The 12,629-nt window shown below is 69.8% G+C and carries 14 protein-coding genes; 10 read left to right on the top strand and 4 right to left on the bottom strand.

The features are described 5' to 3' along the window. The first annotated feature begins 35 nt into the window (after positions 1-35). The 4 genes from EAT49_RS05310 (at position 36) to EAT49_RS05295 (ending at position 3,069) form a co-directional block, all read left to right on the top strand. A complete protein-coding gene (locus EAT49_RS05310; protein ID WP_246003765.1) occupies positions 36-851 on the top strand; it encodes an IclR family transcriptional regulator in 816 nt (271 codons plus the stop codon). Then, positions 848-1,906 (top strand): ABC transporter ATP-binding protein, encoded by a 1,059-nt coding sequence (locus EAT49_RS05305; protein ID WP_123641248.1) that lies wholly within the window; start codon positions 848-850, stop codon positions 1,904-1,906. The genes EAT49_RS05310 and EAT49_RS05305 overlap by 4 nt, the downstream gene beginning before the upstream one ends. Positions 1,907-2,091: 185 nt before the next feature. After that, positions 2,092-2,550, top strand: a complete 459-nt coding sequence (locus EAT49_RS05300; protein WP_123641247.1) for a hypothetical protein — start codon at positions 2,092-2,094, stop codon at positions 2,548-2,550. A gap of 45 nt (positions 2,551-2,595) precedes the next feature. Then, positions 2,596-3,069 (top strand): Dps family protein, encoded by a 474-nt coding sequence (locus EAT49_RS05295; protein ID WP_123641246.1) that lies wholly within the window; start codon positions 2,596-2,598, stop codon positions 3,067-3,069. Between the two features lie 17 nt (positions 3,070-3,086). On the opposite strand, the gene EAT49_RS05290 is transcribed toward EAT49_RS05295, so the two are convergent. Next, a complete protein-coding gene (locus tag EAT49_RS05290) occupies positions 3,087-3,335 on the bottom strand; it encodes a DUF1289 domain-containing protein (RefSeq protein WP_123641245.1) in 249 nt (82 codons plus the stop codon). 168 nt (positions 3,336-3,503) lie between these two features. Here EAT49_RS05290 and EAT49_RS05285 point away from each other — a divergent pair, with 168 nt between their 5' ends. Then, on the top strand, positions 3,504-4,484 hold the full coding sequence (locus tag EAT49_RS05285) for a LacI family DNA-binding transcriptional regulator (protein ID WP_123641244.1): 981 nt from the start codon (positions 3,504-3,506) through the stop codon (positions 4,482-4,484). Here the strand turns inward: EAT49_RS05285 and EAT49_RS05280 are convergent. Next, entirely contained in the window at positions 4,471-5,601 is a 1,131-nt protein-coding gene (locus EAT49_RS05280; protein ID WP_123641243.1) for a Gfo/Idh/MocA family protein, read from the bottom strand. The genes EAT49_RS05285 and EAT49_RS05280 overlap by 14 nt on opposite strands. Positions 5,602-5,708: 107 nt before the next feature. Between EAT49_RS05280 and EAT49_RS05275 the strand changes: the two genes are divergently transcribed. Further along, the gene (locus tag EAT49_RS05275; protein WP_123641242.1) at positions 5,709-6,551 is read left to right on the top strand and encodes a 5-deoxy-glucuronate isomerase; all 843 of its coding nucleotides are present in this window, start codon (positions 5,709-5,711) and stop codon (positions 6,549-6,551) included. Then, positions 6,548-7,390 (top strand): class II fructose-bisphosphate aldolase, encoded by an 843-nt coding sequence (locus tag EAT49_RS05270; RefSeq protein WP_123641241.1) that lies wholly within the window; start codon positions 6,548-6,550, stop codon positions 7,388-7,390. Before EAT49_RS05275 ends, EAT49_RS05270 begins: the two co-directional genes overlap by 4 nt. Here the strand turns inward: EAT49_RS05270 and EAT49_RS05265 are convergent. Then, the gene (locus tag EAT49_RS05265; protein ID WP_123641240.1) at positions 7,382-8,563 is read right to left on the bottom strand and encodes a phytanoyl-CoA dioxygenase family protein; all 1,182 of its coding nucleotides are present in this window, start codon (positions 8,561-8,563) and stop codon (positions 7,382-7,384) included. The genes EAT49_RS05270 and EAT49_RS05265 overlap by 9 nt on opposite strands. 101 nt (positions 8,564-8,664) lie before the next feature. Here EAT49_RS05265 and EAT49_RS05260 point away from each other — a divergent pair, with 101 nt between their 5' ends. After that, complete coding sequence (locus EAT49_RS05260; RefSeq protein WP_123641239.1) at positions 8,665-9,675, top strand: LacI family DNA-binding transcriptional regulator; 1,011 nt, start codon at positions 8,665-8,667, stop codon at positions 9,673-9,675. Here the strand turns inward: EAT49_RS05260 and EAT49_RS05255 are convergent. Continuing rightward, positions 9,672-10,616: a PfkB family carbohydrate kinase gene (locus EAT49_RS05255; protein WP_123641238.1), complete on the bottom strand. Its 945-nt coding sequence runs from the start codon at positions 10,614-10,616 to the stop codon at positions 9,672-9,674. The two genes, EAT49_RS05260 and EAT49_RS05255, sit on opposite strands and share 4 nt — an antisense overlap. Positions 10,617-10,740: 124 nt before the next feature. On the opposite strand from EAT49_RS05255, the gene EAT49_RS05250 reads away from it, so the two are divergent. Further along, positions 10,741-11,940: a Gfo/Idh/MocA family protein gene (locus EAT49_RS05250; RefSeq protein WP_123641237.1), complete on the top strand. Its 1,200-nt coding sequence runs from the start codon at positions 10,741-10,743 to the stop codon at positions 11,938-11,940. Between the two features lie 70 nt (positions 11,941-12,010). Beyond that, on the top strand, positions 12,011-12,628 hold the full coding sequence (locus tag EAT49_RS05245; RefSeq protein WP_123641236.1) for a hypothetical protein: 618 nt from the start codon (positions 12,011-12,013) through the stop codon (positions 12,626-12,628). Position 12,629 lies beyond the last annotated feature (1 nt).

Here is a 12,629-nt window from a genome sequence, read left to right as displayed (position 1 = left end):
CGGCGGGGCGGGGGACGGGGAGGAGCGCCGCAGAGATGAACAGGCAAGGCATGCCGCGGGCCGCGGGCATGGGCACGGTGGGCAAGGCACTCGCCATCATGGACCGGGTGGCCGAACGGGGCCGCCCCGTGCGGTTCGCCGAACTGCGCGACATGACCGGCTTTCCAAAGGCGACGCTCCACCGCCTGCTCCAGACGCTGATGGAGCAGGGGATGCTGCATTACGATCCCGTCGCCCAGTCCTATGCGCCGGGCCTTCGGGTCGTGCGATTCGCCCATGCCGCCTGGGCGCAGAGCTCCCTCGGTCCCATCGCAAGGCCCCATGTCGAGGCGCTGTCCCGCCGCGTGGGCGAGGTGGTGCACCTGGGTCAGCTCGACCGTGGACAGGTCCTCTACGTGGACAAGTGTCACACCGGCAAGCCGATCCGCATGTTTGCCGAAGCCGGCAAGATCGGGCCCGGCTATTGCACCGGCATCGGCAAGGCCATGCTCGCTTTTCTTCCGCCCTTGGAACGCGCGGCAGCGATCCGCCTGCAGGCCTTCTTTCCGCACACGCCGCAGAGCATCACCGACGCCGAGGCGCTCGGCATGGAGCTCGACACCATCCGGAAACAGGGCTTCGCTCTTGACCGGGAGGAGCACGAGGCCGGGATTCACTGCATCGCCGTCCCGATCCTGGGGGCGGGCGGGCGCATGATCGGCGGCCTCTCGGTGACCGCATCGACCCAGCACACCACGACGGACGCACTGATCGCCCTGCGCCCCGCGCTCGACGAGACCGCCCGGCGGATCGCCGAGGCCGCCGCGCCATGGCAATTTCCCGCACTCGAAACTCAGGGGGAGGGCGCATGACCGGCGTCACGCTCGAGAAGGCCGTCAAGAAGTACGGCGACATGCAGGTGATCCACGACGTGGACCTTCAGATCGCGGACGGCGAGTTTGCCGTCTTCGTCGGGCCGTCGGGCTGCGGGAAATCCACCCTCCTGCGCATGATCGCAGGGCTGGAGGAGACCACCTCCGGCCGCATCCGCATCGGCAAGAGGGATGTCACCCGAGTGGATCCCGCCGACCGCGGCGTGGCGATGGTGTTCCAGACCTACGCACTTTATCCTCACATGACCGTCGAGCAGAACATGGGCTTCGGTCTGCGCATGACCGGCCATCCCAAGGAGGAGATCCGCCGCAAGGTCGCCGAGGCGAGCCGTATCCTCAAGCTCGACGACTACCTCAAGCGCAAGCCAAAGGCCCTGTCGGGCGGCCAGCGCCAGCGCGTCGCCATCGGCCGCGCCATCGTGCGTGGACCGGAGGTGTTTCTCTTCGACGAGCCGCTGTCGAACCTCGACGCCGAACTGCGCGTCGACATGCGGGTGGAGATCGCGCGCCTGCACAAGGAGATCGGCGCGACGATGATCTACGTCACCCACGATCAGGTCGAGGCGATGACGCTGGCCGACAAGATCGTCGTGCTGCGCGCGGGCCGGGTCGAACAGGTCGGCGCCCCGATGGAGCTTTACGGCGATCCCGACAACAAGTTCGTCGCGGGCTTCATCGGCTCGCCCTCGATGAACTTCCTCAAGGGGGTTGCGGAGGCTGGCGCCGTGCGAATTCCGGCGCTCGGGGATCGCCGCGTCGAGACCTCCGCGTCGCTGCCCGCCGCCGGAAGCCCCGTCTGGGTCGGCCTGCGGCCGCAGCACCTCTCGGTCGTGACCGGAGACACCCTGAAGCGGGACATACGGGAGCGTCTTGGCGGCGTGTCCTACGAGTATCTTCTGGCGGACGGCGAGGAGCGGATCGTCGTGGAAACCCGAGAGGAGGAGCCCGTGGCCGAGGGGGAGCGGGTCACCATCGATTTCGAACCGCGCCACGCTCTCTTCTTCGACGGCCGCACGGAACTGCGCCTGCGCTGATCCCCCTTGTGCCGCGGTTTCGCCCGTCGTGCCGGAGCACCGGGCGCAACCTGCGACGTCAGGGCACGTCGTTCCCTCTTCCCCGCCCGACCTTTCCCGACTATTGTACTCAGGAAAGGGCGGCGGCGTTCGCTCCGCCCGATAACCAGGCGCGGCGTCCCGCCGCGCGGGACGAGACGCTGAACATGACGACTCCTCTTCTGCGCGATCTTCCGACCTTCCCTCCGGCGGTGACCGCAAGCCGTGGCCCTGCAACGGCAGAGTGTGCCGGCACAACGACCGATACTGCGCTCCTGAACAGGTTGCGGCTCCAGAACCTGCGCTGCCGGGCCGCTGCACGGACCGATCTGCATGCGCTCTACACCCATCTGGCCGCCACAGGCGATGCCGAGCCCTCGGCCTACATCGAGGCGCTGCTTCTGACCCTCGCGCAAGCACCCGGCGGCCACGGACTCAAGCTCTTCCGGCCCGGTGCCACCGAGACCAGCTTCGACGAACGTTGGCTCCTGTCGCTGATCGCCGCCCTCCGGCGCGGCGACGATGCGAGCGCCAGTTTCCTGCTGCAAAGCCGGATCGGTCGCCAGGACCGGCGCCCGGTGGCGTTTCTCGCCAACAGGGTGGCGCGGCATCTGGACATTGTTTAGAATGAGTCTAAGTTATCGGTGACGCCACCCGGAAAGGAACAGCCCATGAGCGAAGCGGCCTTCAACCTCACCCCCAGCGCGCGCGAAGCCATCGTCGATGCCCTGAACCAGTGCGTCGCCGAAACGGTCGTGACGACGATGCTGGCGCAGAACTTCCACTGGAACGTGCGCGGCATGGCCTTCGGCCCGCTCCATGAGCTGTTCCAGAAGATCTACGAGGACCATTTCGAGGGTCAGGACGATCTCGCCGAACGTATCCGCGCCCTCGATGCCCATGCCGAGGGCATGCTGTCGACGATGCTCCAGCGCTCAAAGGTCGAAGAGGCGGACGGCCACCAGACCGACCGGGAGATGATCGCGCTCCTGCTCAAGGCCGAGGAACAGATCGCCTCCACCCTGACCGGCCTCGAGGCCATCGCGGCGGAGAACGGCGATTCCCGGACCGAGGATCTCGCCATCGAGCGGGGCCGCATCCACGAGAAATTCGCCTGGATGCTCCGCGCCCACCTGCAGGGCTGATCGCCCCGGGGCTGATGTCAGGCCGCGAAGGGGGGTTTCACGCCCTTCTTCGCGCACTTCTTCAGGTAGACCGGCGTCCAGTGGCTGTATTTCCCCATGTCGGACTGCTGATGCAGCAGTAGGTCGACAAAGGCGCGCTGGTGATCGGGCTTCTTCAGCGCCTTGAACATCTTCTTCTGCGCCTTGGTCATGGAGCAGCCGATGCAATGGCCCTCGCGGCGGAACTTGCAGACGTCGATGCAGGGGGACGGCAGTTTCTTCGACATGGTCACCGGGATCGCTGAGGGCTCAGAGAGCCGGACCAGTCAAGGCCCGGACTTTCAACTTACAAAAACGCTCGGACTTGTAAACGCAAGCGCGGGGCCGCTCTCCGCGACAAGCTGTCCGCCCGGGGTCGCCTTGTGACCGGCCGGGAGAGGCCGCCCGCGCCCCGCGTGACCCTTGCCGATGTGGCCGCCAGGGCAGGCGTCTCCCGCTCCGCCGTCTCGCGCACCTTCACCGAGGGTGCCTCGGTCGCGGCCGCCACCCGCGCCCGGGTGCTGAAGGCCGCGGAGGCGCTCGGCTACCGCCCGAACCGCCTCGCCTCCAGCCTCACGACGCGGCGCACGGGCCTTGTCGGGCTCGTCGTCGACAATTTCCGCAACCCGGTCTTCATGACCGTCTTCGACGGCTTCACCCGCCTGTTGCAGGATCGCGGCTATCGGCCCCTTCTCGTGAACCTCTCGGGCGAGACCCGCGCCGAGGCCTCGCTCGCCCTTCTGCAGGATTATTCTGTCGAGGGCGTGATCGTAGCTTCCTCGACCCTGCCGGGGGACTTTGCCGAAGCGTTCCATGCCGCGGGCCTGCCCGTCGTCCACTGCTTCGGGCGACAGGCGCCGGACCCGGCGCTGCCTGTCGTCGGCGTGGACAACATTGCCTGCGGCCGGCTCGCGGCGGAAACGCTGCTCGCCCGCGGATACCGTCGCATCGGCTTTCTGGGCGGGCCGCGCGGCGCCACCTCAACCGGGGACCGTCTCTCGGGCTTTCTCGCCGGTCTCGGCCCCCTGCACCCGGGCATCAGCTTCGCCGAGGCCTACAGCCACGAGGCCGGTCAGACCGAAATGGGGCGGATCATCCGGGCGGGCGATCTCGCCGAGGCGTACTTCTGCGGCGACGACCAGCTCGCCATCGGCGCGCTCGACGCGCTACGGGAGGCGGGGTTGTCCGTGCCCGGCGATGTCGGCATCCTCGGCATGAACGACATGGCCATGGCGGGCTGGGGAGCCATCGCCCTCAGCACGATTCGCCAGCCCTTTCCCCGGATCATCGCGGAATCGGTGGACCGGCTCCTGTCCCGGATCGAGACCGGCGTCGATCCCGCTTCCTGCACCCTCCAGGCGGAATTGGTCCTGCGCGGAACGCTCAGACCTCTCTGAGCAACGATGGCCGGGCATCGACCCAGGCGCCGCCCGACCGGGCCGAGGCCGCCGCCGCATGGATTGCCGCCACCGACCGCAGCCCGTCCTCCGCCGTGGGGCACAGCGACGCCACCCCGCCGATCTCGGCGGCAAGGTCGGCATAGAGGTTGGCAAAGGCCAGCGGCATTCCCTCGGGATGGCCCATCGTAACCCGGCTCGCCGCATCGGCCGCGGGCGAAAGCCCCCCCGCGCCGCGCTCGACGATCTCCGTCCGACCGCCCACCGGCGTCCAGTAGAGCTGGTTCGGCTGCTCCTGCGCCCATCGGAGCCCGCCCCTCTCACCGAAGACCTGCAGCGTCAGCCCGTGCTGCCGCCCCAGCGCGATGGCCGAGGCCCAGAGCCGGCAGGTCGCCCCGCCCGAAAGGCGCAGTGTCACGGCCGCATCGTCCTCGAGCGCCCGCCCCGGCACGGCCGAGACGAAATCCGCCGCCAGCCGCTCCGGCTGCTGACCCGTCACGAAAGACGCCATGTGCAGCGCGTGGATGCCGCAATCGGCCAGAACCGCCGACACCCCGGCCTGCGCGGGATCGTAGCGCCAGCGCACCCTCGGATTGTCGGCGTCGGCCGCATCGGCATGATGCCCGTGGGCGAATTCCGCCACCACCACGCGCACCGCGCCCAGATCGCCGCGGGCCACCATCTCGCGCATGTGCCGCACCAGGGGATAGCCCGAATAGCCGTAATTCACCGCGCAGAGCACGCCCCTCTCCCGCGCCGCCGCCACCAGCCGCTCGGCCTCGTCCACCTCCATCGTCATGGGCTTTTCGCAGAAGACATGGATGCCCGCCTCCACGAAGGCGTGGGCGATCTCGAAATGCGTGTGGTTCGGCGTCGCCACCGTCACCAGACGCACCGGGTCGGGGCGGGAGGTCTCGCCCTCCAGCATCTCGCGCCAGTTGCCATAGGCGCGTTCCACCCCCAGCTCCGCCGCATAGGCGCGGCCCGCCTCGGGGTCCGCATCCAGCGCCGCGGCCTTCAGCGCGAAATGTCCGTCGAGCCGTGCGCCCAGCCGATGCGCCGGGCCGATCTGGCTGCCGCGCCCTCCGCCGATCAGACCCCAGGATATCTCCGCCATGCGCCGCCCCTTCCCGAACCCGATTGCCCTTGCAACCGGTTGCATCTGATCGGTAGCTTTGCCCCCGAGCCCCGGTCAAACGGTAATTCCACCCCCTGGAGCACCCGATGCACATTCCCCCGCACGACAACCGCAACGCCGCGATCGTCGGGGCGAACGACCCGCGCCTCCCCCACGTCTATTTCAATATCCTGCGCCTCAGGGCGGACGAGCGCGTCAAAACCCGCGTCGAAGGCTACGAAACCTGCCTCGTCCCCGCTACCGGCGCCGTCGATATCTCGGTCGAAGGCGAGACCTTCACCGCACTGGGCGGTCGCGGCGCCGATGTCTGGGACGGAGAACCCGAGGGCGTCTACGTCCCCGCAGGCGTGCCCGCGGAGGTTACCTGCCGGACGCGCGCCGCCGAGGTCTTCGTCGCCGGCGCCCGCACGGATGAGCGCCTGACCCCCTTCGCGGTGCGAAAGGACGAGATCGACGTCGTGCAATACGGCTCCGACGACACCAAGACCCACCGCAAGATCAAGCATATCCTCGGCCAGAAACAGGCGGGCCGCGTCAGCCGCCTCCTCGTGTCCGAACTCTACACTGTGGGGCAGGGGGGCTGGTCCGGTTTTCCCAGCCACAAGCACGACACCGACCGCCTGCCGGACGAGACGCATCACGACGAATGCTACAACTTCCGCTTCCGCCCCGCCCACGGATCGGGCCTTCAGATGCTGCAACGCGAGGACGGGGCAGCGGGCGACGCCTACCATGTGGTCGATGGCTCCACGATGCTGATCGACCGGGGCTATCATCCCTGCGCCGTCCTGCCGGGGTACGAAATGTACTATTTCACCATTCTCGGAGGCGCATCCCAGCGCCCGCTGGTTCAGTATTTCCAACCCTCCCATGCCGATCAGGTGGAGACGATCCCCGGCATCAAGGACATGGTGGCCAAGTTCCGATGAAGGCCGCGCTCGCCCCGGTACTGGCAGAGGCCAATGCCCGCGGCCACGCCGTGCCCGGCTTCGTCGTGCAGGGCTGGGAGGACGCTCTCGCCTATACCCGCGCCGCCGAGGCAGAAGGCCTGCCGCTGATCCTCCAGATCGGCCCCGGCGCCCGCGCCCATACCCCGCTCGAGGTGCTGGCCCCGATGCTGGCCCACCTCGCCGAGACCGCCCCTGTCCCCGTCGTGACCCATCTCGACCATTCCCGCGACGTGGACGACTGCCGCCGCGCCCTCGATCTGGGCCTCTCCTCGCTGATGTTCGACGGCTCGCACCTGCCGCTTGCCGAGAATGTCGCCCTGACGCGAGAGGTCGTCCGCTTCGCCCATGCCTCGGGCGTGTCGGTCGAGGGCGAGGTCGGTACCGTGGGCTATGCCGGCGGCGCCTCCTCGGCCCCGACCGATCCCGAGGAGGCCCGCATCCTCGCCGAGGAAACCGGCCTCGACGCCCTCGCCGTCTCCGTGGGCAACCTGCACCTGCAGACCGGCCCCGAGGCCCACATCGACCGCGCCGCCCTCTCCGCCATCGAGGCCGCCACCGCCGTGCCGCTTGTCCTGCACGGCGGCTCTGGCATCCCGTCCGCCATGCGCCGCAGCCTTGCCGCCGGAACCCGCGTGGCGAAATTCAACCTCGGGACCGAACTGCGCCGGACCTTCGGCGCGGCCCTGCGCGAGGGCCTCGCGCGGCACCCGGAACGCTTCGACCGCATCGAGATCTTGACTGAAACGATCGACCCCCTGACCGAGGCGGCCCGGCGCCTCCTGCGGGAGCTGGCGCCGGGCGACCGTCCGTCAGTGTGACCGCTTGCGCCCATTCTGCTCGGCCAGCGCCTGGCCGAGCCGCCCCGCGTCCCAGCCCTCGGCCAGCGCCTGCCGCACAACGTCCTGCTGGCTTGGCGGCGCCATGCCCGACAGCGGCGAATCGATGTCGAGATTGGCCGGAAACGGATAGCCCTCCGCCGCCGCCGCGACCACGTTGTCCGCTTCCCGCGCGCTGAGCGCGCCCTCCGCCGCAAGCCCGCTCAGTGCAGGGTAGATCGCCTCGGTCAGCCTCGTGCGGTCCACGATCTCGATGGACCGCCCGTAGGCGGAGCCGATCTGCATCAGGTTCGCGAACCTCTGCACGTCGCTCGTCCGATTCTCCCCCGCCGCGTGAAAGGTCGCCGGGTTGAAGAACAGCAGGTCCCCCTTCTCGAGCGGAAGCTGCACATGGGCCTCCTCGAAGAACGCCCGGAACTCCGGCCGCAGCACGGCGAGATAGCCGGGAAGGTAGCTCTGCGAATAGGGCAGGAGCTTCGTCGGCCCCGACACCACGGGCATGTCGCTGTGCGCCACCGCGCCCTGGAGCGTCAGGCAGGCCGACAGCGCATGCTGCGAGGCGGGATATCGGCGCAGGGTCTCCGCGTCCTGAAAGCCCATGTGATAGTCGCGATGCGCCGTCTGCGCCTTGCCGCCGGGCCGGACCACGTTCACCTGCGTGGTGATCTGGTAGCCCGAGCCGAGCCAGGACTCCGCCACGCGCCGCACGATCTCGTTTGCGTTGTAGCGCACGAAGAGCTCCGGCGCTGCGACCGCCAGCTTCTCATGGGCGTTCCAGACCCGGCTGTTGGCGCCCGAGGCGGCGAAGTGATCGCCCTTGCCGGTGCCCGCCGCCGCTTCCTCGGCGATGATCGCTGACAGGGCCTCGGTCACCGCATCGACGAGCGCAAGGTCAGTATAGCCGCGCCGCACCGCGATGATTCCGGGCCCCGACAGGAAGGTGCGGTTCCATTCCGCCATGACCTCCCGCGCCCCGGCTTCCGTGCCGAGATCGAGCGCGGGGCCATCGTAGACCGGAACATTCGCCACAATCTCCGCGGCACGGGGATAGTCGGCGGCCGTCGTGGTCCGGTCCACATGGCGCTTGAAGGCGTCGATGTCGCAGGACGCATCGTCCAGCCACACCGGCGCGCGGGTCCCTCCCTGATCGAGCATGGTCTCCTCCTCTCATGCTGTGGGTCGGTTCTGTTCCCCGACGATAGGCCGGGTTACCCTGCGCCCGCGCAGCCGAAATCCATCAGGAAACCATCAAGAGGATGCCCCACCGCTTTCCCGTCAAGGAAATCGCCCTGCAGGCCGGGGTCGGGACCGCCACCGTGGACCGCGTCCTCAACGGGCGCGGCGGCGTGCGGGCAGGCACGGTCGCCCGGGTCGAGAAGGCCATCGCGGAACTGGAGGCCCAGGCGGGTCAGCTCTCCATCGCCGGTCGCCGTCTCATCGTCGACCTGCTGGTCGAGGCGCCCCAGACCTTCATCGACGAGCTCGGGTCCGCCCTCCGGCGCGAGCTTCCGCTCATGCAGCCCGCCGCCTTCCGTGTCCGGGCCGACATGCGCACCCGCTTTCCCGTCCCGCAGCTTTCCGCCGCGCTGGCTCGGGTGGAACGGACGGGCAGCCACGGCGTGATCCTCATGGCCCCCGACGCGCCGCCGCTCTCGGAGAGGATTCGTGCGCTCGAAGGTGCCGGGATCCCGGTCATCACGCTGGCCTCCGACATGCCCGGATCGGGCCGCAGCGGCTATGTCGGCCTCGACAACGGCCGGGCAGGGGAGACCGCCGCCTGGATCATCGCCCGCACCCGGCCCGACACGGCGCGCGTCCTGGTGACCATCCGCAACCCCGGGTTCCGCGGCGAGGGAGAACGCGCGGCGGGCTTTCGCGTCGCGCTCGCACGGCATCTGCCCGCGGCGGAGGTGCTGGACCTCACCGAGGGCACCGACGGCCCCGCCTTCCTGGACCGGCTGACACGGGCGGCCCTGTCCGGCCCGCCGCCCGATGCGCTCTATTCCATCGGCGGGAGCAACCGGCGGCTCCTTGCCGCGCTCTCCGCCGCCGGGGTGACGCCGGCCCTCGTCATCGGCCACGACCTCGACCCGGACAACCGCGCTTTGCTCGCCGAAGGTGCGCTCGACGCCGTGCTCTACCACGACCTGGCCGAGGACATCCGCACCGCCTGCCGCATCATCCTCGCCCGCGCCAGCCGCGGCGCGATGCACGCCCCGCCCGGCGGCGCCGCCCTGCGCCTGATGCTGCCGCCGATGCTGGGCTAACGCCGCCGCTCCGCCAGGAACGCCTCAAGCTCCGCCGCCGTGGGCATGGCGGGGGCGCAGCCTTTGCTTGAGACAACCAGAGCCGCTGCCGCGGCGCCCCTCTCCACGGCCTCTTCCATCGTCCCGCCCTCGGCCAGCCCCGCGATCAGGCCGGCCATGAAGCCATCCCCAGCGCCCATGGGCTTCAGCGCCGTCACTGCGAAGATGCCGGTCCGAAAGTCGCGTCCCGGAAGGAAGGTCTCGCAGCCCTCCGCCCCTTTCTTGTAGATCGCGACCCGGTCCCGCCCCGTTGCCCGTGCCAGCGAAAGGCCCTCCCCCCCGGCCATCACCGCCCATTCCTCGTCATTGCCCACGACAAGGCTGCAGAGCGCCGCCGCACTCCGGCAGACCTCGGCAGCCTCCACCTCCGACCGCCAGGAATAGGGCCGGTAATCCACGTCGAGCACCACCGCCCGCCCGGTATCCCGGGCCGCCTGCATCGCCGCCAGCGCTGCCCCGCGCGACGGTTCTGCCGCCAGCGCCGTCCCGGTCACGATCAGCCCGCCCGAGGCGGCCCAGTCTATCCCGGCCAGATCCTCCGCCTCCAGCATCAGGTCCGCCGCTCCGTTGCGGTAGATCACCGTCTCCGGCGCGCCCCGCGTTTCGGTCACCGCAAGCGAGGTGCGCGTCGCGCCGCCCTTCACCGCCACATGCGCTGACCCCACGCCGTAGCGCCGAAGCTCCGCCAGCACGAACCGCCCCACCGCGTCGTCCGAGACGGCGGAGATCAGCGCCGCCGCCCGGCCCTGCCGCGCCAGACCCGCCGCAATATTCCCCGCCGACCCGCCGAGGCAGGCGAAAAACCCCTCCGCCTGCGCCACCGCCGTCCCCGCGGGCTCGGCATAGAAGTCCATGCCCGCACGGCCCAGCACATGCACAGGCCCCGTCCCGATCCCCACCATCCGGCGGCCTCCCTCGCGTCCCTTCCCGGGAGCCTAGGCCCGCGCCGGTGAGAACGAAACCGGTTGCAATCCCGCTCGCCGCGCCCCTAGCTTCCCGGCGCCACGACGAAAAGGAGGACGCGACATGGCGACAGGGCACCTCGCGCACATCCGGCGCGCTCCGGCAGGCGGCAGGCTCAGGCTTGGCTTCGTCGGCGGTGGTCGCGGCGGGCTCGTGGGCGACTGGCACGCCTCGGGCGCGCGGCTGTCGAACCGCTGGGACATCGTTGCGGGCGCCTTGTCCTCCGATCCCGAGCGCGCCGCGCTCTCCGCGCAGGACTGGGCCATTGCCCCCGACCGCGCCTATGGCGACTGGCGGGACATGGCCCGGGCCGAGGCCGCACGGGCGGACGGAATTGACGCGGTCGTCGTCTGCACGCCGAACCACACCCATCACCCAATCGCCGCGGGCTTTCTCGACGCGGGCATCGACGTGATCTGCGACAAACCGATGACCAATTCCGTCGAGGAGGCGCAAGACCTGCGGACCCGCACCGGCGGTTCCGGTCCCACCTTGCTGCTCACCTATCCCTATGTGCACCACGCCATGGTCCGGCAGGCCCGCGCCATGGTCGCGGCGGGCGAGATCGGAGAGCTGCGCCAGATCCGGATCGAATATCTGCAGGACGGCTCGATGCATGCGGCAGGCCCCGACGACAAGGGTCAGCTCTGGCGCCGCGATCCCGCCACCGCGGGGCGCAGTTCCGCCGTGGCCGACATCGGAACCCATGCCTATCACATGCTCCATCACGTCACCGGGCGCGAGGTCGAGGCGCTCCGGGCCGAGTTCCACACCTGCGGCGCGCCGCAGCCGCTCGAGGATACCGCCTTCGTGTCTCTCCGCCTTACCGGTGGCGTGCCCGTGCTGATGCACATCAGCCAGGCGGCACCCGGTCAGTTCTGCGGCTTCCGCTTCCACATCTGGGGCAGCGCGGGCGGCCTGTCCTGGGACCAGGAATACCCTGAGGATCTGCGCCACACGCCTCTCGACGGACCCGAGCGCATCGTCAGGCGGGGGCAGGGCGCCGGCATCGTCCCCGAGGCCGCCCAACTCGTGCATCTGCCCCGCGGCCATGGCGAGGCCCTGACCGATGCCTGGGCCAATCTCTATGCGGCTCTCGCCATCGCCATCGGCCAGCGCCGTGCCGGACAGACCGCAGACCTCGAGGGCCTCTGCCTGTCCGGCGCCGACGAAGGACTTCAGGGCGTCCGATTCGTCCACGCTTGCGCCGACAGCCATGCCCGGGGAGGGGCCTGGACCGATCTGGGCCCTTCAGGCTGGTGACCCTCGGCCCTTGACGGCGTCATGGCCGGAGGGCACGCCGCGCCCTAGGTTCTCCGCCGTGGAGCCCAGGATGACGCCGAGAGCACGCCCCATCGCCCTGACGGCCGCCGCGCTCGCCACGGCGGGGGCTGCCTTGGCGCTTCTGCTGTCGCCGGGGGGCGGCGCCGCCACCGCACATGCAGCGCCCGGGCTCGAGGCTCCCGCGACCGCTGCCGAGGTTTCCGCAGAGGGCTTCCGCGTCGTGCCCGAGGTGCTGCGCGTGGTCTACGAGGCCTTCGCAGAGACCGGCGAGGCCGAAATCTATGACCACCTCGCCGAGGTCGCCGCCTCGGATGCGCTGGAGATCCTCTATCTGGAACGGATCGGTGCGCTTGCCGAGCACGGGCTGGAGCCCGACCAGCAGATCCACGAGATGGAATTGATCTCCCTCTCCTCCCGTCCCGACCGGGACACGGTCGAGATAGCCGCCCGCTGGCGGGTCCTCGGGACCGTGGGGCATGCCGAGCACCTCCATGTCCGCGGCAACGCCTATGCCGCCGACCTGACGCTGCAGCCGGTCGGGGGGGCATGGCGCCTGACGGGCTTTGCCCTGACGGATGTGGACCGCACAGGTTCGGGCACGCTGACCGACCGGGTGGACGGACCATGGACGGGCGGGGCGGAAACCGGCGCGGAGATCGTCAACTGAC

Origin of the sequence: Histidinibacterium lentulum, assembly GCF_003789055.1 — a bacterium.
Lineage (GTDB): Bacteria > Pseudomonadota > Alphaproteobacteria > Rhodobacterales > Rhodobacteraceae > Oceanicola > Oceanicola lentulus.
The sequence above is the reverse complement of the archived record's forward strand: the minus strand, read 5'-3'. Positions and strand labels throughout refer to the sequence as shown.

Bases quoted from the DNA above. Each gene is read 5' to 3' on its own strand.
- EAT49_RS05250 (WP_123641237.1), top strand. From the start codon at position 10,741: ATGGCGACAGGGCACCTCGCGCACATCCGGCGCGCTCCGGCAGGCGGC.
- EAT49_RS05310 (WP_246003765.1), top strand. From the start codon at position 36: ATGAACAGGCAAGGCATGCCGCGGGCCGCGGGCATGGGCACGGTGGGC.
- EAT49_RS05265 (WP_123641240.1), bottom strand. From the start codon at position 8,563: ATGCTCGATCAGGGAGGGACCCGCGCGCCGGTGTGGCTGGACGATGCG.
- EAT49_RS05270 (WP_123641241.1), top strand. From the start codon at position 6,548: ATGAAGGCCGCGCTCGCCCCGGTACTGGCAGAGGCCAATGCCCGCGGC.
- EAT49_RS05305 (WP_123641248.1), top strand. From the start codon at position 848: ATGACCGGCGTCACGCTCGAGAAGGCCGTCAAGAAGTACGGCGACATG.
- EAT49_RS05295 (WP_123641246.1), top strand. From the start codon at position 2,596: ATGAGCGAAGCGGCCTTCAACCTCACCCCCAGCGCGCGCGAAGCCATC.
- EAT49_RS05255 (WP_123641238.1), bottom strand. From the start codon at position 10,616: ATGGTGGGGATCGGGACGGGGCCTGTGCATGTGCTGGGCCGTGCGGGC.
- EAT49_RS05300 (WP_123641247.1), top strand. From the start codon at position 2,092: ATGACGACTCCTCTTCTGCGCGATCTTCCGACCTTCCCTCCGGCGGTG.
- EAT49_RS05280 (WP_123641243.1), bottom strand. From the start codon at position 5,601: ATGGCGGAGATATCCTGGGGTCTGATCGGCGGAGGGCGCGGCAGCCAG.
- EAT49_RS05290 (WP_123641245.1), bottom strand. From the start codon at position 3,335: ATGTCGAAGAAACTGCCGTCCCCCTGCATCGACGTCTGCAAGTTCCGC.
- EAT49_RS05245 (WP_123641236.1), top strand. From the start codon at position 12,011: ATGACGCCGAGAGCACGCCCCATCGCCCTGACGGCCGCCGCGCTCGCC.
- EAT49_RS05275 (WP_123641242.1), top strand. From the start codon at position 5,709: ATGCACATTCCCCCGCACGACAACCGCAACGCCGCGATCGTCGGGGCG.
- EAT49_RS05260 (WP_123641239.1), top strand. From the start codon at position 8,665: ATGCCCCACCGCTTTCCCGTCAAGGAAATCGCCCTGCAGGCCGGGGTC.